Source organism: Brevundimonas sp. UBA2503 (genome assembly GCF_002341485.1).
In the GTDB taxonomy this organism is placed as follows: domain Bacteria; phylum Pseudomonadota; class Alphaproteobacteria; order Caulobacterales; family Caulobacteraceae; genus Brevundimonas; species Brevundimonas halotolerans.
In genome coordinates, this window is the sequence record NZ_DDOD01000010.1 from 1 (window position 1) to 20,591 (window position 20,591).

Sequence of the window (20,591 nt, forward strand, 5' to 3'; positions counted from 1 at the left end):
GAAGCATACCGGCGGGTTATCAGCGCCCTTTCCCGCCGCATGAAACCGAAGGCCCTTGAGGTCGTGCTGGACATACTGTCCGCCGAGGCCGAGCTGGCCCGCTCAAGCAACGTCGTGCCCCTTCGCGGACCCTTCCGGCGGGATGATGCCCGGCAGGCCTATGGGGAGGCTCTGGAGCGCGTCCTGGCCCTCATTGAAGGGGTCCGGTCATGACCGCCCGCGCCGAACTGACCGACGCCCAGCGCGCCGATCACCACGTCCGGCGAGAGGAAATCCTCAAGCGGAAGGGGATGGTGCAGTCGGCAGGCGGCGACCGAAAATCAAACGGACAAAATGTCCATTTGAAATCCTATGCCAAACAGACCGCCGACACCCTTGGCGTCGATGAGCGGACCGTTCGTCGAGACCTCGCGCGCGGCAAGAACATCACCCCCGACGTTCTGGCGGAGGTCGCCGAGCCCTCCCGCTATCGCCTGCGGATCGAGGCCGCCATAGAATCGCTTATCGCCCTGCTGGACGAGATCGACGGCGATCCTGACCTAGAGGACAGCGGTGACAGCGAACCGTCGCTATGCGGCATAGGTGTGAATCCGTCCGTCGCAAAGGGAAAGCATTTCGCCCGAGGAGTGCACCACGACCTTGAGGACGAGGACGAGGGTTACGACCCATCGGAGGCCGCTTTCGTCATGGACCAGACGCGCGCCGGGAAGGCGTGGGCATCGTGAAGCGTTAGGGCTGACGTTGGGACTGCGCAGCCCCATCCCGCTTAAACATTGAGAATAAACAGGAAATAGGAAGGGCTGGCGGAGACGGAGGGATTCGAACCCTCGGTACCCCTTACAGGGTACGACGATTTAGCAAACCGTTGCCTTCAGCCACTCGGCCACGTCTCCGGCAGGCGCCGTCGATAGCCGAGCCGGCGCGGGTGCGCAACAGGCTGTTCAGCAGTGATGACAGGCTTGTGCGTTAACGGGACAGTCAGCCGCATGTGGTGTGGTGTGGGCCACTGTCGACAGGAAGCCGCCCTGCCCCATGCCCAACCCGCTCGCCAATGCCATCGCCGATGACGTGACCGGTTCGACAGGCGAGCTGGATGCCGCAGGCCTGCAGGCGCTGGCGCGCGCATCGCTGTCGGACGACGCTTCGGCGGACGAGGCGGCCAGTCACAAGCGGGGTCCCTTCCGGCCCGGGGTCTGGCTGAATGCGCGGGAACGGGCGCGCGCGCGCCTGTCGGTTCACTATTTTCATGCCATCGACGTGCTGGTGGCAACGATCGTCACCCTGCTGAGCCTTTTCCTGCTGACACCGCAGGGTCTGGGCCAGGCGAGCGTCGGTAATGTGCTGCCGGTGGGTCTGGGGGCGGTGGTCACCCTGGGCCTGATGCGGTCGATCGACATCTACCGCTTTGGTCGGGACACCTCGGGCATCATACACCTGGGCACGGTCGGCGGGCTGGTAATGGTCGGCGGTCTGGCAGCCGTTGCCGCCGGGCTGGCTCTGGGCGGCAGCAATTTCACCCTGTGGCTGGTCTGGCCAGCCCTGATGATCGTCAGCCTGTACGGCCTTCACCTGTGCTGGCTGGAGTTGATCCGGCGCATGCGGACGACCGGAGCCCTGACCCCCAACGTCGTGCTGGTCGGGGCCACCAAACATGCCGAGGCCATGATCCGCGAAGCCATGCAGCGGCGCGACCTCAACATCATCGGTGTGTTCGACGACCGCATGGCGCGGTCCCCCAAGGCGGTCGAGGGCGTGCCGGTTCTGGGTGACAGCGAGGCGCTGATGGCCCATCGCATCCTGCCCTATGTCGACCGCGTTGTTCTGGCCATCGATCCCAAGGCGGAGGAGCGGGTGCGCGACCTGACCCGCCGTCTGGGCGCGCTGCCCAATCCGGTCAGCCTGCTGGTCGATACGGCGGACGGAAAACTGCGCGCGGCGGCCATGGACCGGTTGGCGCGGACCCGCCTCGCCCGCCTGAACGGGCCAGTCGATGACGACCGCCGGGCCTTCAACAAGCGGCTGCAGGACATGATCATTGGGGGCATCGCCCTGATCCTGCTGATGCCGGTCATGGCGGTCATTGCCGTGCTGGTGAAGATGGACAGCCCCGGGCCGGCCTTTTTCCGCCAGCGACGCCACGGCTTCAATCACGAGGAGATCGTGGTCTGGAAATTCCGGACGATGAAGCAGGAGGCGGCCGACGCCACGGCCAGTCGCCAGGTCACCCATGACGACGACCGCATCACGCGTCTGGGCAAGGTCCTGCGCTCGACCAGTCTGGATGAGCTGCCGCAGCTTCTGAACGTGCTGAGGGGCGAGATGAGCCTGGTCGGCCCCCGCCCCCACGCCATCGGTATGAAGACCGGTCAGATCGAGTCCGCGCGACTGGTCGCCGACTATGCCCACCGCCACCGGATCAAGCCTGGCATGACCGGCTGGGCCGCCATCAAGGGCTCGCGCGGGCCCCTGCACACGGCCCAGGATGTGCGGCGCCGCGTGCAGCTGGACGTGGAATATGTCGAGCGGCAGTCGTTCTGGATGGATCTGTGGATCATGATGGTCACCGTGCCCGTGCTGCTGGGCGACCGGCTGGCTGTCCGGTGAACGGCGGGTCCTGATGTTCTGGCGCGGTGTCTGGGGCTATCTGCCCGCCAATATTGTTCAGGGGCTGGTCGGCTTTCTGACGCTGGTGCTGTTTACGCGCCTGCTCAGCCCCGACGACTTCGGGCGCTATGCCGTCGCCTATGCCGTGTTCAGCCTGACCCATGTGGCGGTGTTCACCTGGATCGAGGCGGCCATGGCGCGCTTCTGGGCCGCCGAGAGCCAGGGGCCGTCGCTGGCCGACCATTTCGCCGGTCTCTATCAGGCGACCTTTGCCCTGACGCTGATCTTTCTGCCGGTCATGGGGCTGACCCTGTGGCTGTGGCCCATGGACATGGAATTCCGTATCGCCGTGGCGGTCGGCGTGGCCGGTGTGCCGATCCGCTGCTTCGCTCGGCTGGTGCAGGAGCGCTATCGGGCTTCCGGCGAGGTCACGAAGTCGGCGCGGCTGGACATGCTGACCAGCATCGGCAGCCTGGGCTTTGGCGTGATCTTTGCGCTGCTGGGGGCCGGTGCTGCGTCGCCGCTGCTGGGACTGGCACTGGCGCCGCTGGTGCTGCTGCCCTTCGTGCTGCCGGCCGAGTTGAAGTTTGCACGAGGCGGTCGAGCCGATCCGCAGCGGCTGCTGTCCTATGCCCGCTATGGCTATCCGATCGCTGTGTCGCTGACGCTGACCCTGGTGCTGAGCTCCACCGACCGGATCCTGCTGGCGGTGTTTCTGGATGAGGCCGCGACGGGCGCCTATCACGCGGCCTACAGCCTCGCGAACCGGACCCTGGATGTGCTGTTCATCTGGCTGGGTGCGGCGGGCGGGCCAGCGCTGGTCATGGCACTGGAGCGGCACGGTCTGTCCGGATTGAAAGAAGCCGCGCGCGAACAGGCCTCGACCTTCCTGTTGATCGGCATTCCGGCGGCGGTCGGTCTGGCGCTGGTGGCCCGGCCAATGGCGGAGTTCATGATCGGTGAGGATCTGCGCGGGGCGGCGGCGGCCATCACCCCCTGGATCGCCTTTGCGGCCCTGATGTCGGGGTTGTCGAGCTATTACTTCGGACAGGCCTTCACGCTGGGCAAGCGCACCAGTCTGCTGTTTGTGACCATGGCCATTCCGGCGCTGGCCAATGTCGTGCTGAACCTGATCCTGATCCCGGCCTACGGGGTCATGGGCGCCGCCTGGGCCACTGCGGCCAGTCTGGCACTGGGCCTGACCTCGGTCATCGTGATCGGGCGACGGGTCGTGGCCCTGCCCATTCCGGTCGACAGCCTGATCCGCATTGCAGTAGCCTCGGTGGCGATGGCCGCCGTGGTCATGGCCCTGCCCTCACCGGGTGGCTTCGTCGAGCTGATGCTGGATGCCGGGGTGGGTGCCGTCGTCTATGGGCTGGTCGCCATTACGCTCAATGCGGCGGACGTGCGCGATGTGCTGGTGGAGCGCTATCGGCGGCTGAAAGCCCGGGGAGCCCCCGTATGAGCCGCGCGCGGATGACCGACAGCCCGGCCTATGCGGCGGCCCAACCGATCCTGTCGGTGCTGATCCCGTTTTTGAGGGATGATCCCGCCGCGCTGCTGGCGCGGCTGGACGCCGAGGCTTCGGCGCTGGGCGGGGCCGTCGAACTGGTCGTGCTGGACGACGGGACGGGCGACGCGGGCCTGACCGCCGCCCTCACCCGGCAGATCAGGGAGGCGCGACTGCCCGTGCGCCTGATCAGCCTGACCGCCAACGAAGGCCGGTCCCGGGGCCGCAACCGGCTGGCCAGCGCCGCGCGGGGCCGGACCTGGCTGTTCCTTGACAGCGACATGCGGCCGGACCGGCCGGACTTCCTGAAGGCCTGGGTGGCCTTGGTTCAGAAGGACGACCCCGCCGTCGCATTCGGCGGCTTTTCGCTGCTGCAGGCACCGACGGACGCGCAGTTCGCCGTGCACCGGGCGTTGGCGCAGCGATCGGAATGCCTGCCCGTCGAGGTGAGGCGCCTGACGCCTGAGAAATACGTCTACACCTCGAACCTGCTGGTCCGGCGAGATGTGTTCGAAAGCGAGGCCTTTGATCCCGGCTTCACCGGCTGGGGGTGGGAGGATGTGGAATGGGCCATGCGGGTCTCGCGCGCCCACCCGGTCCAGCATGTCGACATCCCCGCGACCCATATGGGGCTGGACACGGTCGAGAGCCTGATACGCAAGTATGAGCAGTCGGCGGGGAATTTTGCCCGGGTGATCGCGCGGCATCCGGACATCATCGCCACCTATCCCAGCTATCGCGCGGCGCGATATATCCGTCGCCTGCCCGGACGGGGAATGCTGCGAGGGCTTGCCCGGACGTGGGCGCAACGAGACGGATTGCCGGTCGCCAGCCGGGCCTTTGCCCTGCGATTGTACCGCGCCGCCCTCTACGCCGAGGCCGTGAAATGAGCCGGGTAGCCATTATCGTCCCCACACTGCGACGCCCCGAGGGGCTGGTCAGCGCGCTGGCGTCGCTCATGGCGCAGCAGGGTGTCGAGGGGTGGCTGACCGAGGTGGTGGTGGTCGACAATGACCGCGAGCCCAGTGCGCGCGCGGTGGCCGAGCGCTTTCAGGGACAGGCCTTTCCCGTCGTCTATGTGCACGAGCCCACAGTCGGGGTGGCCTCCGCGCGCAACGCCGGGCTGGCCGCGACGGACGCCCCGCTGATCGCCTTTCTGGACGATGACGAGATCGCCTCGCCCGGCTGGCTGGCCGCGCTTCTGGCCACGCAAGCGAGCAACGGCGCGGATGTGGTGTTCGGCCCGATCCGGGGGCGCGCGCCTGAGGCCGCCGCCGACGTTCGCCCGTATCTGGAAGCGTTCTTCGGGCGGGCCGGACCTGACCGTGACACGCTGATCGATCACCCGTTCGGCTGCGGAAACAGTCTGATGGTGCGGGCGACCGCCCTGCCCGGCCCGGCGCCGTTCGAGGTGCGCTGGGACCAGTCGGGCGGCGAGGACGACGCCCTGTTCGCCGCCCTGAGCGCGCGCGGCGGCCGGTATGGCTGGTCGGCGGCGGCATGGGTGGACGAGGTCGCCCCGGCCCACCGGGCCAATCTCGGCTATGCCCTGTCGCGGGCCTTTGCCTATGGCCAGAGCCCGGCGCAGGCAGCCTGGGCGAAGCGGGATGTCGCCAGTGTAGCCAAATGGATGGCGGTGGGTGCGGTGCAGGTGCTCGGCTGGGGCCTGATCGCAGTGCCGCTAACCCTGCTGCGACGCCCCGGGCGCGCCCGGGCGCTTGACCGGGCGGCGCAGGGTCTAGGCAAGATCATGTGGATGCCGGGACTGGAGCCGCGCTTTTACGGCGCCTCGGAACTGCAGCGACTGGACCGCGCCGGGGGCTAGGCTGACCGGCGGCGCAGCAGGGTCGGTGCCCGATAGGTCGACCGGTTGACGACCACCCCCGCGATACTGCCGCCGACAGCTTCGATCTCATCGCGCAGGGCGACGGGCGCGGACGCCTCGGTCGCCTGACCGGCCACCACCAGCACAGTGACGTCCGCCAGCGGGGCCAGAACCAGCGCCAGATCGCTGCGATCGGCGGACGGGGCGTCGATGACGATGGTCTCGGCATGGGCGCGAATGGCGTCCCAGTAGCGGCTGTCGTCGGTGGCCTCGGCGCGTTGGCCGGAGCGCAGGATTTCCTGATTGAAGCGGGTGACCCACAGGCGACCACCCAGAGCCGGACGGGCGGTCAGCAGGCGTGCGGGGGCCACGGCTTGGCCGTCCCGCCCCACCAGCGGCGGGCTGACGGCAAAGAAGCTGGATCCATCGGGCGATGCCTGGGCAGGGCGCCCGAGCTGGCCGAACCGGTCGGGTTCGCGGCCCACGGTCTCCATCTGGCCCTGCTGGACGAGGTCGGCATCGATCAGCCACACGGGGCGGCGGGCGCGCACGGCGGCGAGGCGGGCGTATTCCCGCGCGACGGTCGAGGTCCCCTCGCCTGCCAAGGCCGAGACGAACAGGATCACCCGGCCGCGATGCCGACGGCCCGGCCCGAGGGCGGCCCACAACTCTGCCATTTCAGTTGTCAGGTCGATCATCGAATCGCAATCACACGCGCCACTACACCGATGAAGCTAGCACGCCCGCGCACTCATCGAGCCTTCATTGGCGCGACCGCCAGAACCGGCATGTCGAGGGTGCGACCCACCACCTCGGCAGTTGCGAAATCGCGCCGCGAAAAGATGCGCGCAAGCCCGACGCACAGGGCGGTAAATCCGGCAAACAGGATCACCAGAGCCAGCAGGGGCAGCTTCAGGCTCTTGCCGGTCGTGGGCGCGGTGGCGCGTTCGATCACGGTGACATTGTCGGCCCCGGCCTGAACCAGCGCGCTGTCGGCGCGGCTTTGCGAGGCGCGCTGCTGGAACTCGCGGATGTTGGCCGACAGAACTTCGCGTTCGCTGGACAGGGTGGCGTTCTGCGATTCGACCTGCACCAGCTCGCTCTGGCGGGCCTTGATTTGCGCCAGCTGTCCATCAAGCGTCGCGAGCCGGGCCTGAAGCGAGTCGCGCTCGGCCTGAACGGTAATGCGGGTGGTCTCCAGCTCGGTCCAGATCGGGTTCGGACCCGTGCGCACTTCCTTGACGCCAACACCCCCGCCCGAGGCGACATAGGCCTCCAGCTGGGCAATGCGCGCCTCGATATCCCGAACCGGCTGCGAGTCCGGCAGGTAGCGCGCCAGCAGGGCCTCGCGCTCGTTGCGGGCCTGAAGAATCTGGTCGCGGGCCGAGACGTTCAGGTCCTGGGACAAGGCAACCTCGGGCGGGGTGCGGGCCAGCTGTGCCTCAAGGGTCTGGAGACGTTGATCCGTTTGCCTCAGCAAAGCCTGGGTCGAGAGGCGGTCGGCATAGACGGTCTGGTAGCTGGTCGCATAGCCGGCCTTGGCCGCCGCGAAGTCGCCGATGTCGTTGGAGCGCAGGAAGGCCTGATACTCGGCATCGGCCTGGGCGAGGTCGTCCTCGAAGGCTTGCTGCTGGGCCAGGTTGGCGTCCGTCGAGCGATCCGTGAACAATTCGCGGCGATAGGTCAGATAGGAATCGACGATGGCGTTCAGCACGGTGGCCGAGCGCGCGGGATCTGAACTTTCATAGCCGACGGCGATGATCGGGCTGCCCGGGGCGACCCCGATCGCCAGACCGCCCTCCAGCGCCTTCATGGCCTGGGCTTCCTGGACCGCCCGGCTGCCGCTGGCCTTGTCGCCAAGGATGGCGGCCGGGCCGAGGGACTGGATGACGCGCTGTTTGACTTCCTGGCTGCTGAGGATGGCGGCTTCCGACTGGGTCACGGCATCGCCTTCCGGGGCCTGACCGCGTTCCGCGACGCCGACGCGGGGCTGGTAGACATATTCCTGGCCCACGCCGGCGAAGATCCGCGCCTCCGCCGTATAGGTTTTTTGCAGGGTCATCACCGCCAGGGTGCCGAGCACCGCGATCACCAGAAACACCACCAGCATGATGCCGATCTGACGGAACAACAGCCCGACGATGTCCGCCAGGTCGTACCGGGGTCTGGCAGAGGTGTAGGCGGTGGAACGCATACGGGGGGAGAATCCTGTCGGTCGGGTCAGGGTGATCCTCTGCCCCGCGCGTTAACCATCGGTTACCCACGTTCACCGACAGTGCAGGGGCCATGGTCAGAATGAGTCGAGGTAAGCCCGAATGACGGTCGATCGCAGACACCTGCTTCTGCTGGGCGTGGCGCTGGGTCTGTCGGCCTGTGGGGGCAATGCGGGGCGCATGCCCTCGCCCGGGTATGGCCGGGCGGACGCCGCGACCGCACCCGGGGCCTTCCCGGACATCCCGTTTGCCGACTGGACGGATGCGGAGCCCGAATACGTTCTTTACCCCGGCGACGAGATCGAGGTCGCGACCCCGACGGCTCCGGAGCTTACCCGCACGCTGAAGGTCGGGCCGGACGGGCGGGTGTCCCTGCCCCTGATAGGTCAGGTGATGGCGGCGGACCGCACGCTGTTCGAGCTGGAATCGGATGTCAGCGCCGCGCTCTCGACCCAGCTGGTGCGCCCGGTGGTCGAAGTAACGCTGAAGCAGGCAGGGCCTGTAAGGGTCTGGGTCGACGGAGAGGTGCGCACCCCGGGCGTTTACGAGATGCTTGGCGACATTGATGCCTATCAGGCGGTCATTCAGGCGGGCGGCTTCCTGCCCACTGCAAAACTGACCCAGGTGGCCCTGATCCGTCGGGGTCCGGGCGGCCGGCGCATGATGCGGGTTCTGGACCTCAGACCGCGCCGGGGCGAGATCGTGGCGCTGCGACGCGGCGACATCCTGTTCGTGCCTCGCTCCAACCTGGGCGAGCTGGCCAATTTCTTCACCCAGATCCGCAACGCCCTGCCCGTCGGCTTTACCTATTCGATCAACGGGCAGTATCAGCAGTTCTAGGCTGCGAGGGTAGCGGTGCCGGCGTCGATCCAGCGGCGGGCCGCACGCTGGGCCTCGCTGATTTCCTCGCGGTCCATCTCCATCGACATCTCGCGGCGATAGTCGCGCGCCTCGATCGAGCCCTTCATGGCCGCCAGATTGAAGATCATGTGGGCCGAGACCCGGTCGAGGGGACAGCCCCCCTGCCCGGCCGAATACATCAGGCCCAGTTTGAACAGGGCGTCGCCGTCCATGTCCGGGGTGGGCAGCGGCAGGCCGCCCGTTTCAGCGTCTTGCGCGAGTTCTTGCGCCATCATCACCAGTCCCTCCAGCCAAGGCCTTTCTGGCCCGCCGATGGTCTGGATAAAACAGCCGCGGATTGAAGTTAGCGTTAACAGCAGAGGCGCCGACGACGACTTTTGTGTCACCAAGTCATGAATGCAAGTTACTGTATTTACTTGCTGTAAATCGATTGTTCAGAGCCGGTTTACGGTTGACGCTGCGGATCAGGTGTGCCGTGCACGCTGGCCGAACAGCAGCTTGCGGGCCTCTTCGGCGTCCTTGCCGGCGGCAGCGAGATTGCCGCGCAGGGCGTCGCCGACCGCCCGACCAGCCTTGACCCCGGGCCTTGCGCCGACCCGCTCCATCCAGGCGGCGAGGTTTGGGAATTCGGCCAGGTCCTGGCCCTGATGCGTCGGCAGGATCCACGGCCAGATGGCCATGTCGGCGATGGAATAGTCCCCGGCGACAAACGCGCGGTCGGCCAGTCGACGGTCCAGCACACCATAGAGACGGTGGGTTTCGTCGGTATAGCGGCGGACGCCATAGGCGATCTGGCGCTGGTCCTTGATCATGGCGGGCGCGTACTGGCGGAAGTGGTGGGTCTGGCCCGCCATGGGGCCGAGGCCACCGACCTGCCAGAACAGCCACTGATCGATCTGGGTGCGGGCGCGGACGTCCTGCGGATAGAATTGGCCTGACTTGAGGCCCAGGTACTGAAGGATGGCCCCGGACTCGAAGATCGACAGCGGCTGGCCGTCCGGGCCTTCCGGATCGATGATGGCCGGCATGCGACCATTCGGGCTGATAGCCTGGAAGCCGGGCTCGAACTGTTCGCCCCGCCCGATGTTCACCGGCTTGAGCTCATAAGGCAGGCCCATCTCTTCCAGCGCGATCGAGACCTTCCAGCCGTTCGGGGTCGGCCAGTACCAGAGTTCGATGGGTCGGGTCATGAGGGGCCTCCTGCGCCTGGCCTTTGCATCTGGGCACCGGGACGACCCGTCACAAGGGGCGCTCGCCGGGCCTTCCTGACCAGAGCGTTCAGGTCGGGTTCATTTCGGACCCGACAGCCTGTGCCCATCGCGGTCGGCTCCGTCGATCCACCGGACCCCTCACCGGAGTAGTGTTATGAGACACCTTGCCCGCGCGGCCGTCGTCGCGCTCACCATGGCCACCCTGGCCGCCCCCGCCATCGCCGAAGCCCAGAGCCGCCGCGACCGCGACGACCGCCGTGAGTGGCGTCAGGACCGTCGAGACGACCGACGGGACTATCGACGGGATCGCCGCGAAGACCGGCGCGACTGGCGCAGTGATCGCCGGGATGACCGGCGCGACTACCGTAACCATCGCCGCGCGGACCGCTGGGACCGCAACAATCGTGACTGGTGGCGCGGTCGGTCCGACTTCCGTGATTTCCGCGGACACCGCAGGGGCTACTGGTATGCGCCGGGATACGGCTATCACCGCGTCGAGCCGCGCTATTACGGCTATCGCTGGCAGCGGGGGTCGCGCCTGCCGTCGACCTATCACCGGTATTATGTGCGAGACCCGTATTACTATGGTCTGAGGCCGGCGCCGCGCGGCTATCGCTGGGTCCATGCGGACAATGACATCCTGCTGGTGGCGCTGGCCACGGGCGTCATCGCCGACATGGTGCTGGACATCTGGTAGGTACCCGGCAGGATTGGGCAGGAAGCCCCGCGCGGTTCGCCTCGCGGGGTTTTCTGTGTTTGAACAGGAGGCGGCGCCATGGTCAGGTTTCGTTCACATACGGTTCAGCCTGGCCCTGCCAAGCCTAGGGACAGATCATCGATCGGGATGACAGACAGGGGCGACAAGGACATCGAGATGAAACGCACTCTTCTGGTCTTCAGTGCCCTGACGGCGTTCGCGGCTCCCGCGATTGCGCCTGCAGTCGCTCAGGCTCAACAGGCCGAGGCCCGCGAGGACCGCGGCGACCGCCGTACCGAAGCCCGGACGGAGCGACGCGAGCAGCGCCGTGAGGACCGCCAGCAACCCAGGATCGAGCGGCCGCAACCGCCGCAGGACCGTGGCGGTGGACGTCAGGACCGACGCGAGGACAGACAGGATCGGCGCGAGGATCGGCGGGATGACCGTCAGGATCGGCGCGAAGATCGTCGGGAGGATCGGCAGGACCGCCGCCCCGATACGCGTCCCGACACGCGCCAGGATCGCCGCGAGGATCGGCGGGACGACCGTCAGGACCGTCGCGAAGACCGGCGGGAAGATCGTCAGGACCGCCGTCCGGATAATCGGGATGACCGTCGCGACCGCCGGGAAGACCGACGCGAGGATCGTCAGGACCGGCGAGAGGACCGCCGGGAGTGGCGTGAAGACAGGCGTGAAGACCGTTTCGAGAACCGTCGCGACCGTCGGGACTATCGCGAGTTCCGGCGCGGCTGGAACCGGGACAACTGGCGCCGCGACTGGAACCGCAACCACCGGTCAGACTGGTGGCGCAACCACCGCTCGTTCCGCGGCTATTCGGGCGTGCGGATCGGCTTCTATTTCGCCCCGGACTACGGCTACTATTCGGTGCCGCGTCAGTACTGGAACCAGCGCTGGCACGAGGGCCAATACCTGCCGTCGATCTTCTGGCGCTACCAGTTAAATGACTATCGCACCTACGGGTTGGGCTTCCCGCCCCAGGGCACGCGCTGGGTCTATGTCGACAACCACATCTATCTGATCGACGACTACGACGGCTACATTATCGAGGTCGTCTACGACTTCTGGCGCTGGTAGGCGGCAGGCCAAATGAGGAAGGGCCCGGAGAGCGATCTCCGGGCCCTTTTCACGTCGGCGCTCAAGCAGCGAGGTGCCGCGCACCGAGCGATAGCGCCAGGTGTTAAATACCCAGCTTGGCCTTCAGGATGTCGTTGACGGCGGCCGGGTTGGCCTTGCCGCCGGTGGCCTTCATCACCTGACCGACGAACCAGCCGAGGGCCTGGGGCTTTTCGGCGACGGCGGCGGCCTTGTCGGGGTTGGCGGCGATGATGTCGTCGATGGCCTTTTCGATGGCGCCGGTGTCGGTGACCTGTTTCAGGCCGTGCTTCTCGACGACCTCGGCGGGACTGCCTTCGCCGTTCCAGACGTGGTCAAAGACCTCCTTGGCGATCTTGGAGGAGATGACGTTGGTCTCGATCAGTTCGACCAGTTCGGCGACATGGGCGGCCGGAACCGGGCTCTGGTCGAAATCCAGATGGTCGGCCGCCAGGCGCGCCGACAGCTCATTGGTGACCCAGTTGGCGACCAGTTTGGCATCCCGCCGCCCTGTTCCGTTTCCTTGGGCAGCCGCCTCGAAATAGTCGGCCTTGGCCTGTTCCGAGATCAGGACGATGGCGTCGTATTGCGACAGGCCATAGTCGGCCATCAGCCGCTTGCGCTTGGCATCGGGCAGTTCCGGCAGGGAGGCCTTGATGCTGTCGATCCAGGCCTGTTCGATCTCGAGCGGCAGCAGGTCCGGGTCGGGGAAGTAGCGATAGTCGTGCGCCTCTTCCTTGGAACGCATCGAGCGGGTCTCGCCCTTTACCGGATCGAACAGGCGGGTTTCCTGGGTGATCGATCCGCCGTCCTCGAGGATCTCGATCTGGCGGCGGGCCTCGTACTGGATGGCCTGGCTGATGAAGCGGAAGCTGTTGACGTTCTTGATCTCGCAGCGCGTGCCCAGATGGCTGAAGTCGCCCGTCGCCTTGAAGGCGTCATAGCCCCCGGCGCGGCACACCGAGACGTTGACGTCAGCGCGCAGATTGCCCTTTTCCATGTCGCCGTCGCAGGTGCCCAGATAGATCAGGATCGTCCGGATCTTCTTGACGTAGGCGACCGCCTCTTCGGGGGTGCGCAGGTCCGGACGCGAGACGATCTCCATCAGGGCCGTACCCGACCGGTTCAGGTCGACATAGCTCTCGGTCGGCGACAGGTCGTGGATCAGCTTGCCGGCGTCCTGCTCCAGATGCAGGCGCTCGATGCCGACGTTGAAGAAGCTGCCGTCCTCGGCCTCGACCTCGACCACGCCCTCCCCGACAATGGGGTGGTACAGCTGGCTGATCTGATAGCCGGTCGGCAGGTCGGGATAGAAATAGTTCTTCCGGTCGAACTGGCTGAATTTATTGATCTGCGCATTCAGGCCCAGACCCGTACGGACGGCCTGCTCCACACAGAATTTGTTGAGCGTCGGCAGCATGCCGGGAAAGCCGGCGTCGACCAGCGAGACCTGCTCGTTCGGGCCGGCGCCAAAGCCGACGGCGGCGCCCGAGAACAGCTTGGCCTTCGAGGCCACCTGGGCGTGGATCTCCAGCCCCATGACGATTTCCCAGTCGCCGGTGCGGCCCTGGATCAATTTGGTGTCGGTCGCGGTATCAGTCATGCCCTGCTTCTAGGTCTGTGGCGTTATCCGGGGAAGTGATTTCAGGCTTTCTACGGCGAAACAGCCGCAAGAAAAACAGGCTGAGGAGGGCGCCGATAGCCACGCAGACCAGCCCGATGAACACAAGCACCACTCCGGAAATCCGGGCGTCGAAAGTGCCTGCAGGCATGTAGAGAAGCGACTGGCCGTTCTGCGGGTCCGCGACCAGCCAGATGCCGAGAGCGACCCAGACCACCCCGGTCGCGGCCACCAGAACACCTGCGACCGCGACGATGCCGAGCGGCATGAACACCAGCAACAGGCGCCGTACGGTCGGGACTGCGGCAGGATCACCGAGGGCGCACCTGTTCAGGCGAAGGCGCCAGACCAGCACCGCCATGGCCAGAATCGAGCCGAGAATCAGTCCCCAGTTCAGCTGGTGCTGCCCCTCGGCATCGCCCCCGGCAACGCCGACAAACAGAACCAGCAGGCATAAGGGAAGCGTCAGGCCGTAAACGACCATGGCAAACCGTCGAAAGAGCCTCGAGAATTTGCGCCCCATGCGCCAGTCTTAGGGCGCAGGTCGCGTCCCGTGAAGGTGTCCAGACAATCCCGTCTTGAGCCTGTCGTGAAAACGGGGTTCTCTGGGCGCGACGTTAACCTTGGAGACGCCCGCCTTGTCCAAACTCATTTCCGCCCTCGCCGCCGCCGCTCTCGCCACCGCCAGCCTCGCCGGTCTGACCGCCTCGGCCCATGCCGCTGACACCGCCGTCATTTCGGTGCACGCCAATCCGACCATCGACAGCTCGATCAAGGATCTGCTGGCCGATCCGGACACCGCCGCCATCCTCGAAAAGCACCTGCCCGGCATCGGCTCTCACCCCGCCCTGCCCCAGTTCGAGGACATGACGCTGGCCGAGGTCGCCCCCTATTCCGAGGGCGAAGTGACCGACGCGATCATCGCCGCCATCGACGCCGACATCAAAGCGCTGGAAGAGTAGGTCGCGCGCTTGTCATCCCGGAAGCGCCGCCGGCGCTATCCGGGACGGCAGGTCGTTGTGTCTGTCGCTCCCGGAACTCGCGCCAGTGAGTATCCGGGAGACGTGTTGCTCGGAAGATGCCTTCTCCCGGACAGACGGTCCCCGTCTTCCGGGAGTTTTGATTTTTGGAGGGTGGGCGTCCCGGATATTCGCTGCGCGAATTCCGGGATGACAATGGGGCACAGCTTCAGGCCCTGCGCTCAGGCGTCAATCGTCCAAGCCAGCGCCCGCGCCTCGGCGGAAGGTGAGCAGAAGTATCAGAAGAGCCACTGCCCATATCGCTAAGCCAACCAGACCTTGTTGAGCAGCATATCTGTGGGTCATGAACGGCAGAGGCGAAGCTGGATTCCAGAGCGCCAGATATAGCCAAGTGCCAACGAATTTAGCTCCGGCAAGCGAGAGCATCCAAACCGCTGCAACCTTGCCAATTGTGAGCCAGCTCACGTCAGCGCGTCGCGCGAAGACACTCCAGCCCAGTATGCTGATGGCCGCAGCACTCAGAGAGCCCAGAACGATGTATTCCCAAGCCGTCCACGACAGGCCGTAAGACTGGAGCCAACCCATCAGGAACGGCAGGACGCCCGATACAACGGCTGTGGCAAGCCACATTGCCGCGGGAACTTTCCTCACCACCACCGCTCCGGCTTGGCGACGAAGCCGGCCGACTGTTCCAGCACGTCTGCCACCTGGAACACGGTCGCTTCGTCCAGCGCCTTGCCGATCACCTGAAGGCCGAGCGGCAGGCCGCCGCTGTCGACTCCGGCAGGGACGGAAATACCGGGCAGGCCCGCGAGGTTGGCGGTGACGGTGAAGATGTCGTTCAGGTACATCTGGATCGGGTCGATCTCCTTGTCGCCGAGGGCAAAGGCGGCCGAGGGCGTCGAGGGGGTCAGGATGGCGTCGACCTTGTCCCAGACGGCATCGAAGTCCTGGGCGATGCGGCGGCGAACCTTGAGGGCGCGGACGTAATAGGCGTCATAGAACCCCGCCGACAGCACATAGGCGCCGATGGTCAGGCGGCGCTGGACCTCGGTGCCGAAGCCTTCGGCGCGGCTGGTCTCGTAAAGATCGGTCAGGGACTTCGCCCCGGTCGCCCGGTGGCCAAAGCGCATGCCGTCATAGCGGGCAAGGTTCGACGAGGCCTCGGCAGGGGCGATGATGTAATAGGCCGGCAGGGCGTATTTGGTGTGCGGCAGGCTGATCTCGACGATCTCGGCGCCCGCAGCCTTCAGCCACTCGACGCCCTTGTCCCACAGGGCCTGAATCTCGGCGGGCATGCCGTCGACGACGTATTCCTTCGGCACGCCGATGCGCAGACCTTTCACGCCCTTGCCGAGGCTGGCGGTCCAGTCGGGGGTCTCGACGTCGAGGCTGGTGGAGTCCTTCGGGTCGAACGAGCACATGGAGCGCAGCAGGATGGCGGCGTCCTCGACCGTCTTCGTGATCGGCCCGGCCTGATCCAGCGAGGAGGCGAAGGCGACCATGCCGAAGCGGCTGGCCCGGCCATAGGTGGGCTTGATGCCGACCGTGCCGGTGAAGGCGGCGGGCTGGCGGATCGAGCCGCCGGTGTCCGACGCCGTGGCGGCCAGGCACAGGTCACCCGCGACCGCCGAGGCCGAACCGCCCGAGCTTCCACCCGGTGTCAGCTCTGCATTGGAGGTCTTTGATTTCCAGGGATTGCGGACGGGACCGAAGGCCGAGGTCTCGTTCGACGAGCCCATGGCGAATTCGTCCATGTTGAGCTTGCCCAGCATGACCGCGCCGTCGGCCCACAGATTGGCCGTGACGGTCGATTCATAGGGCGGGACAAAGCCCTTCAGCATGTTGGACCCGGCGGTCGTCTGTACGCCGTCGGTGCAGAACAGGTCCTTGATGCCCAGCGGTGCGCCCTCGAGCGCCCCGCCCTCCCCCCTGGCCAGACGGGCGTCGGAGGCGCGGGCCATGTCCAGCGCCTTGTCGGTCGTCTGCACGACATAGGCGTTCAGGGCCGGATTGGCGGATTCAATATTGGCGACAAAGGCGTGGGTGATCTCTTCCGACGAGAAGTCGCGGGCCTTGAGGCCGTCCAGCACGGCCTTGAGGGTCAGTTTGGTCAGGTCGGACATACTATTCGACCACCTTGGGCACGACGAAGAAGCCATCCGCTGACTTCGGGGCGTTGGAGAGCACGTCGGCGACCTTGTCGCCGTCGGTGACCACATCCTCGCGCAGGCGCAGGGGCTGGGCCACGTTCGAGGTCATGGGCTCGACGCCGTCGACATCGACCTCGTTCAGCTGCTCGATCCAGTCCAGGATGCCGCTCAGCTCGCGGGCCAGCGGCTCCAGCCGCTCCTCGGGGGTCTTGATACGGGCGAGATGCGCCACCTTGCGCACCGTCGCGGCGTCGATCGCCATTCCGGCCTCTCCACAACACGGGTGAACGGGCACGCGGCCCGACACGGCGGGATTAGCGGGACAGACCCGGTTTCACAAGGCGGCGGCGTGAAGCCTAGCGCGCCGGGGTGACGGTGACCGTCTCGGGCACCGCGCCGTCGGGGCCGGGCGTGAAGCTGAGGATGATGGCCGTCTGGCGGCTGCCGATCTCGCTGGTGGCCTGATCCATCACGCTTTCGCTGAGGCGCAGTTCGACCCGGCCCGCAGACACGGCCTGGATCTGGTAGTCGAGGTAGTCGCCGATGCGGAACACCCGCCAGCCCTCGGCCGGGCTGTGGTAGAAGGCGATGTAGGTATAGAGGCCGTTCATCGCCGGATCGCCGCCTGCCGTGCCGAACATCTTGGCGGTCAGATCGCCCTGATCCGGGAGATAGTCGAGCTCGACCACCGCGGCAGCGGTCTGGAGTGCGTCGTCGGTCTCGGGTTGCAGAACCACGGCCTGACCGGCCTCGACCAGGGCGCCGCCCGGCGTGGGGGCCGGGGTCGATGTCGGCGCGGTCGAAGGGTGCTCGGCGGGCGCGGGGTTGTTGAAGCCTTCCCACGCCGCCGACAGGCGATCACACCCGGCAAGCCCGCTGATCAGCAGCCCGCACGTGCCCGCAATCATGATCCGTTTCATACCCGACCTCCCGTTTCCCGCGATCAGCTTCGACCTTGCCAGCCCCGGCGGCAAGGCCTATCGCCTGCCGCGTGTCTGTCCATGCCCTGCCTGACCTTGCCGCCTACTGCCCGCCCGGCACCCCGTGGCTGGGGCTGGACCTCGGCAGCAAGACGATCGGCGTTGCCGCCTCGGACGCCACGCGCATGATCGCTTCACCGTTTGAGGTGATCCGCCGGACGAAATTCACCGACGACGCCCATGCCCTGTTCCGCCTGATGGACAGCAGGGGGGCCACGGCGCTGGTCATCGGTCTGCCGCTCAATATGGATGGGTCCGAGGGGCCGCGCGCCCAGTCCAGCCGCGCCTTTGCCCGCAATATGGACCGGCTGCGCGATATTCCGGTCGCCTTCTGGGATGAGCGCCTGTCGACGACGGCGGTCGAGCGGTTCCTGATCGACGACATGGACATGAGCCGGGCGCGGCGCGGTCAGGTCGTGGACCGCAATGCCGCCGCATGGATCCTGCAGGGTGCGCTGGACAGTCTGCGCGGCTGATCGCGGTTCGCGCTTTCGTTTTGTCGCACATGGGACTATAGCCGCCCGTCGATGGCTCGCCCTGACTCAGACCTTCTGACTGTCATTCAAGAACGGCTGAGGCCGTTCCCCCGCGACCATTTCCTGTCCGTCACCGACCTGAATGCCCAGACCGCCCGCGACCTGCTGGAGCTGGCCGACAGCTTTGTCGAGCTGAACCAGGGATCGGCCAAGTCGCTGGACCTGATGGCCGGGCGCACGGTCGTGAACCTGTTCTTCGAGAACTCGACCCGCACCAGCGCCTCGTTCGAGATCGCGGCGCGGCGACTGGGCGCCGATGTCGTCAGCCTGAGCCCGCGTTCGTCCTCGGTGGCCAAGGGCGAGACCCTGATCGATACGGCGGCGACCCTGAATGCCATGAAGCCGGACATTCTGGTGGTGCGCCATTCGGCTTCGGGGGCCGCCGACCTGTTGTCGCAGAAGGTCGGATGCGCCGTGGTCAACGCGGGGGACGGCCGTCATGAACATCCGACCCAGGCCCTGCTGGACCTTCTGACGCTCAAGCGTGAGTTCGGCGACGTCGGCGGCCTGACCGTGGCCATCTGTGGCGACGTGGCCCACAGCCGGGTGGCGCGATCGAATGTGGCCCTGCTGTCGATGATGGGGGCCCGGGTGCGGCTGGTCGGACCGCCGACGCTGGTGCCGGGCGATGCCGACCGGTGGGGCTGCGAGGTGTTCCACGACATGCGTCAGGGGCTGGAAGGCTGTGACGTGGTCATGATGCTGCGCCTGCAGCTGGAGCGGATGCAGGGGGCCCTGGTCCCCTCGACGCGGGAATACTACCGATTCTGGGGGCTGGACCGCGAGAAGCTGAAGGTCGCAGCGCCCGGCGTGCGGGTCATGCACCCCGGCCCGATGAACCGCGGCGTCGAGATCGACTCCGACATCGCCGACGATCCGGTGATCTCGCTGATCCAGACCCAGGTCGAGATGGGTGTCTCGGCGCGCATGGCGGTGCTGGCGGGGCTGTCCCTGCGCCGCGAGGGGGCTGGCCAATGACCGCGCCCGTCTGGATCGTGAACGCCCGCCTGCTGGACCCGGCCAGCAAATACGACGGCCCCGGAGCCGTGCGGGTCGAGGACGGCCGGATTGCCGACGTGGTCCGGAGCGCCGCCTTTGTCCCCTTCGACGATGGGGAGACGATTGACGCGGGTGGCCTGTGCCTGTCGCCCGGCCTGATCGACATTCGTGTGAAGACCGGTGAACCGGGGGCCGAGCCAAAGGAAACGCTGAAGTCTGCGGCACTGTCTGCGGCTGCGGGCGGCGTGACGACTCTGGTCATCCAGCCGGACACAGCGCCGGCGGTCGATGATCCGGCCATGATCGACTTCATCCAGCGGCGGGGGGCGGCGCTGGGGCTGGTCAACATCCTGACCGCAGGGGCGGCGACGCAGGGCTGTGAAGGCAAGCTGATGGCCGAGATCGGCCTGATGCAGGAGGCCGGGGCTCTCTATTTCACCGACGTCGATCAGGTCATCGCCGACAGCGGGACGCTGATGCGGGTGATGGCCTATGCGACGGCCTTCAATGCCCTGATCGCCTGCCGCCCCCACGACCCGTGGCTGTCGAAGGGCGCTGTCGCCACCTCGGGCGAGCTGGCCACCCGGCTGGGTCTGTCGTCGGTGCCGGCGATTGCCGAGCGCATGCAGATGGAGCGCGATCTGGCGCTGGTCGAACAGACCGGTGTGCGCTTCCTCGTCGACCAGATTTCGACCGCGGGCGCGCTGGAGACGCTGGACCGGGCTCGCCTGCGCGGGCTGGAGGTCGCGGCCAGTGTCTCGATCAACCACCTGCGCTTCAACGAGGTCGACATCGGCGACTATCGGACCTTCTACCGGATGGACCCGCCGCTGCGCGACGAGAGCGACCGGCTAGCGCTGATCGAAGCCGTCCGCGACGGGCGGATCGATGTGATCACCTCCGCCCACTCCCCCGCTCCGGCCGAGGACAAGCGCCGTCCGTTCGCCGAGGCGACGCCGGGGGCGGTGGGCCTGCAGACCCTGCTGCCCGCCGCGCTGGGACTGCACCATGAAGATGACCTGCCGCTGCTGGATGTGCTGAGGCCGATGACTGTCGGCCCCGCCGAGCTTCTGGGACTGGCCGCCGGGCGACTGGCGACGGGCGCGCCCGCCGACCTGATCCTGTTCGACCCCGACGCGCCGGTGGTCATCGACGCCGACGCCCTGCGTTCCAAGTCCAAGAACTCGCCCTTCGACAATCGCCGCCTTCAGGGACAGGTGGAGCGGACCTGGGTCGGGGGACGGTCGATCTTCTCGGCCTGACTTGCAGCCCTGCGGTCGAAGCCTCA

General features: G+C 66.7%; 22 protein-coding genes and 1 tRNA gene. 13 read left to right on the top strand and 10 right to left on the bottom strand.

What is annotated here, in order from left to right:
* Both B4K74_RS04695 and B4K74_RS04700 read left to right on the top strand, forming a co-directional pair.
* Window positions 1-213: hypothetical protein (locus B4K74_RS04695; protein ID WP_286691968.1), on the top strand; the 213-nt coding region annotated here is incomplete at its 5' end.
* On the top strand, window positions 210-725 hold the full coding sequence (locus B4K74_RS04700) for a hypothetical protein (protein ID WP_286691969.1): 516 nt from the start codon (window positions 210-212) through the stop codon (window positions 723-725). The genes B4K74_RS04695 and B4K74_RS04700, both read left to right, overlap by 4 nt.
* 76 nt (window positions 726-801) lie before the next feature.
* Here B4K74_RS04700 and B4K74_RS04705 read toward each other — a convergent pair.
* Window positions 802-893 (bottom strand) — tRNA-Ser (locus B4K74_RS04705).
* Between the two features lie 139 nt (window positions 894-1,032).
* Here B4K74_RS04705 and B4K74_RS04710 point away from each other — a divergent pair.
* Genes B4K74_RS04710 through B4K74_RS04725 form a run of 4 tightly spaced genes read left to right on the top strand, consistent with a single transcriptional unit; the run spans window position 1,033 to window position 5,939 of the window.
* The gene (locus B4K74_RS04710; protein ID WP_286691970.1) at window positions 1,033-2,604 is read left to right on the top strand and encodes an exopolysaccharide biosynthesis polyprenyl glycosylphosphotransferase; all 1,572 of its coding nucleotides are present in this window, start codon (window positions 1,033-1,035) and stop codon (window positions 2,602-2,604) included.
* A gap of 13 nt (window positions 2,605-2,617) precedes the next feature.
* On the top strand, window positions 2,618-4,069 hold the full coding sequence (locus B4K74_RS04715; RefSeq protein ID WP_286691971.1) for a lipopolysaccharide biosynthesis protein: 1,452 nt from the start codon (window positions 2,618-2,620) through the stop codon (window positions 4,067-4,069).
* Entirely contained in the window at window positions 4,066-5,004 is a 939-nt protein-coding gene (locus tag B4K74_RS04720; RefSeq protein ID WP_286691972.1) for a glycosyltransferase family 2 protein, read from the top strand. The genes B4K74_RS04715 and B4K74_RS04720 overlap by 4 nt, the downstream gene beginning before the upstream one ends.
* On the top strand, window positions 5,001-5,939 hold the full coding sequence (locus B4K74_RS04725) for a glycosyltransferase family 2 protein (protein ID WP_286691973.1): 939 nt from the start codon (window positions 5,001-5,003) through the stop codon (window positions 5,937-5,939). Before B4K74_RS04720 ends, B4K74_RS04725 begins: the two co-directional genes overlap by 4 nt.
* On the opposite strand, the gene B4K74_RS04730 is transcribed toward B4K74_RS04725, so the two are convergent.
* Complete coding sequence (locus tag B4K74_RS04730) at window positions 5,936-6,637, bottom strand: hfsB (RefSeq protein WP_286691974.1); 702 nt, start codon at window positions 6,635-6,637, stop codon at window positions 5,936-5,938. The two genes, B4K74_RS04725 and B4K74_RS04730, sit on opposite strands and share 4 nt — an antisense overlap.
* A 53-nt stretch (window positions 6,638-6,690) precedes the next feature.
* Window positions 6,691-8,133, bottom strand: a complete 1,443-nt coding sequence (locus tag B4K74_RS04735) for a GumC family protein (RefSeq protein WP_286691975.1) — start codon at window positions 8,131-8,133, stop codon at window positions 6,691-6,693.
* 121 nt (window positions 8,134-8,254) lie between these two features.
* Between B4K74_RS04735 and B4K74_RS04740 the strand changes: the two genes are divergently transcribed.
* Entirely contained in the window at window positions 8,255-8,992 is a 738-nt protein-coding gene (locus tag B4K74_RS04740; protein WP_123286589.1) for a polysaccharide biosynthesis/export family protein, read from the top strand.
* Here B4K74_RS04740 and B4K74_RS04745 read toward each other — a convergent pair.
* Window positions 8,989-9,288 carry a sel1 repeat family protein gene (locus B4K74_RS04745; protein ID WP_123286590.1) on the bottom strand — a complete coding sequence of 100 codons (300 nt, stop codon included), beginning with the start codon at window positions 9,286-9,288 and terminating at the stop codon, window positions 8,989-8,991. The genes B4K74_RS04740 and B4K74_RS04745 overlap by 4 nt on opposite strands.
* 189 nt (window positions 9,289-9,477) lie before the next feature.
* A complete protein-coding gene (locus B4K74_RS04750; protein ID WP_286691976.1) occupies window positions 9,478-10,203 on the bottom strand; it encodes a glutathione S-transferase N-terminal domain-containing protein in 726 nt (241 codons plus the stop codon).
* A 175-nt stretch (window positions 10,204-10,378) separates the two neighbouring features.
* Here B4K74_RS04750 and B4K74_RS04755 point away from each other — a divergent pair, with 175 nt between their 5' ends.
* Together B4K74_RS04755 and B4K74_RS04760 are read left to right on the top strand one after the other, a co-directional pair.
* Window positions 10,379-10,921 (top strand): RcnB family protein, encoded by a 543-nt coding sequence (locus tag B4K74_RS04755; RefSeq protein WP_286691977.1) that lies wholly within the window; start codon window positions 10,379-10,381, stop codon window positions 10,919-10,921.
* A gap of 177 nt (window positions 10,922-11,098) precedes the next feature.
* Window positions 11,099-12,016: an RcnB family protein gene (locus B4K74_RS04760; RefSeq protein ID WP_286691978.1), complete on the top strand. Its 918-nt coding sequence runs from the start codon at window positions 11,099-11,101 to the stop codon at window positions 12,014-12,016.
* Between the two features lie 103 nt (window positions 12,017-12,119).
* Here the strand turns inward: B4K74_RS04760 and gatB are convergent, their stop codons facing one another.
* Window positions 12,120-13,637, bottom strand: a complete 1,518-nt coding sequence (gatB, locus tag B4K74_RS04765) for an Asp-tRNA(Asn)/Glu-tRNA(Gln) amidotransferase subunit GatB (RefSeq protein ID WP_286691979.1) — start codon at window positions 13,635-13,637, stop codon at window positions 12,120-12,122.
* On the bottom strand, window positions 13,630-14,178 hold the full coding sequence (locus B4K74_RS04770) for a hypothetical protein (RefSeq protein ID WP_286691980.1): 549 nt from the start codon (window positions 14,176-14,178) through the stop codon (window positions 13,630-13,632). Before B4K74_RS04770 ends, gatB begins: the two co-directional genes overlap by 8 nt.
* A 115-nt stretch (window positions 14,179-14,293) precedes the next feature.
* On the opposite strand from B4K74_RS04770, the gene B4K74_RS04775 reads away from it, so the two are divergent.
* Complete coding sequence (locus tag B4K74_RS04775; RefSeq protein WP_286691981.1) at window positions 14,294-14,617, top strand: hypothetical protein; 324 nt, start codon at window positions 14,294-14,296, stop codon at window positions 14,615-14,617.
* 665 nt (window positions 14,618-15,282) lie between these two features.
* On the opposite strand, the gene gatA is transcribed toward B4K74_RS04775, so the two are convergent.
* From gatA to B4K74_RS04790, 3 genes are all read right to left on the bottom strand, one after another.
* Window positions 15,283-16,761 carry an Asp-tRNA(Asn)/Glu-tRNA(Gln) amidotransferase subunit GatA gene (gene gatA / locus B4K74_RS04780; protein ID WP_286691982.1) on the bottom strand — a complete coding sequence of 493 codons (1,479 nt, stop codon included), beginning with the start codon at window positions 16,759-16,761 and terminating at the stop codon, window positions 15,283-15,285.
* Window position 16,762: 1 nt separating this feature from the next.
* Complete coding sequence (gene gatC / locus B4K74_RS04785; RefSeq protein WP_286691983.1) at window positions 16,763-17,050, bottom strand: Asp-tRNA(Asn)/Glu-tRNA(Gln) amidotransferase subunit GatC; 288 nt, start codon at window positions 17,048-17,050, stop codon at window positions 16,763-16,765.
* Between the two features lie 94 nt (window positions 17,051-17,144).
* Window positions 17,145-17,708: a hypothetical protein gene (locus tag B4K74_RS04790; protein ID WP_164461857.1), complete on the bottom strand. Its 564-nt coding sequence runs from the start codon at window positions 17,706-17,708 to the stop codon at window positions 17,145-17,147.
* Window positions 17,709-17,779: 71 nt separating this feature from the next.
* Here B4K74_RS04790 and ruvX point away from each other — a divergent pair, with 71 nt between their 5' ends.
* The 3 genes from ruvX to pyrC are packed head-to-tail and all read left to right on the top strand — an operon-like array spanning window position 17,780 to window position 20,565.
* On the top strand, window positions 17,780-18,244 hold the full coding sequence (gene ruvX / locus B4K74_RS04795) for a Holliday junction resolvase RuvX (protein ID WP_286691984.1): 465 nt from the start codon (window positions 17,780-17,782) through the stop codon (window positions 18,242-18,244).
* 51 nt (window positions 18,245-18,295) lie between these two features.
* Entirely contained in the window at window positions 18,296-19,282 is a 987-nt protein-coding gene (locus B4K74_RS04800; RefSeq protein ID WP_286691985.1) for an aspartate carbamoyltransferase catalytic subunit, read from the top strand.
* Entirely contained in the window at window positions 19,279-20,565 is a 1,287-nt protein-coding gene (gene pyrC / locus B4K74_RS04805) for a dihydroorotase (RefSeq protein WP_286691986.1), read from the top strand. The genes B4K74_RS04800 and pyrC overlap by 4 nt, the downstream gene beginning before the upstream one ends.
* The last annotated feature ends 26 nt before the right edge of the window (window positions 20,566-20,591 follow it).

Bases quoted from the DNA above. Each gene is read 5' to 3' on its own strand.
- B4K74_RS04750 (WP_286691976.1), bottom strand. From the start codon at position 10,203: ATGACCCGACCCATCGAACTCTGGTACTGGCCGACCCCGAACGGCTGG.
- B4K74_RS04770 (WP_286691980.1), bottom strand. From the start codon at position 14,178: ATGGGGCGCAAATTCTCGAGGCTCTTTCGACGGTTTGCCATGGTCGTT.
- B4K74_RS04760 (WP_286691978.1), top strand. From the start codon at position 11,099: ATGAAACGCACTCTTCTGGTCTTCAGTGCCCTGACGGCGTTCGCGGCT.
- B4K74_RS04720 (WP_286691972.1), top strand. From the start codon at position 4,066: ATGAGCCGCGCGCGGATGACCGACAGCCCGGCCTATGCGGCGGCCCAA.
- B4K74_RS04730 (WP_286691974.1), bottom strand. From the start codon at position 6,637: ATGATCGACCTGACAACTGAAATGGCAGAGTTGTGGGCCGCCCTCGGG.
- B4K74_RS04700 (WP_286691969.1), top strand. From the start codon at position 210: ATGACCGCCCGCGCCGAACTGACCGACGCCCAGCGCGCCGATCACCAC.
- B4K74_RS04710 (WP_286691970.1), top strand. From the start codon at position 1,033: ATGCCCAACCCGCTCGCCAATGCCATCGCCGATGACGTGACCGGTTCG.
- B4K74_RS04755 (WP_286691977.1), top strand. From the start codon at position 10,379: ATGAGACACCTTGCCCGCGCGGCCGTCGTCGCGCTCACCATGGCCACC.
- B4K74_RS04725 (WP_286691973.1), top strand. From the start codon at position 5,001: ATGAGCCGGGTAGCCATTATCGTCCCCACACTGCGACGCCCCGAGGGG.
- B4K74_RS04790 (WP_164461857.1), bottom strand. From the start codon at position 17,708: ATGAAACGGATCATGATTGCGGGCACGTGCGGGCTGCTGATCAGCGGG.
- B4K74_RS04745 (WP_123286590.1), bottom strand. From the start codon at position 9,288: ATGATGGCGCAAGAACTCGCGCAAGACGCTGAAACGGGCGGCCTGCCG.
- B4K74_RS04740 (WP_123286589.1), top strand. From the start codon at position 8,255: ATGACGGTCGATCGCAGACACCTGCTTCTGCTGGGCGTGGCGCTGGGT.
- pyrC (WP_286691986.1), top strand. From the start codon at position 19,279: ATGACCGCGCCCGTCTGGATCGTGAACGCCCGCCTGCTGGACCCGGCC.
- gatB (WP_286691979.1), bottom strand. From the start codon at position 13,637: ATGACTGATACCGCGACCGACACCAAATTGATCCAGGGCCGCACCGGC.
- gatC (WP_286691983.1), bottom strand. From the start codon at position 17,050: ATGGCGATCGACGCCGCGACGGTGCGCAAGGTGGCGCATCTCGCCCGT.
- gatA (WP_286691982.1), bottom strand. From the start codon at position 16,761: ATGTCCGACCTGACCAAACTGACCCTCAAGGCCGTGCTGGACGGCCTC.
- B4K74_RS04735 (WP_286691975.1), bottom strand. From the start codon at position 8,133: ATGCGTTCCACCGCCTACACCTCTGCCAGACCCCGGTACGACCTGGCG.
- B4K74_RS04800 (WP_286691985.1), top strand. From the start codon at position 18,296: ATGGCTCGCCCTGACTCAGACCTTCTGACTGTCATTCAAGAACGGCTG.
- B4K74_RS04715 (WP_286691971.1), top strand. From the start codon at position 2,618: ATGTTCTGGCGCGGTGTCTGGGGCTATCTGCCCGCCAATATTGTTCAG.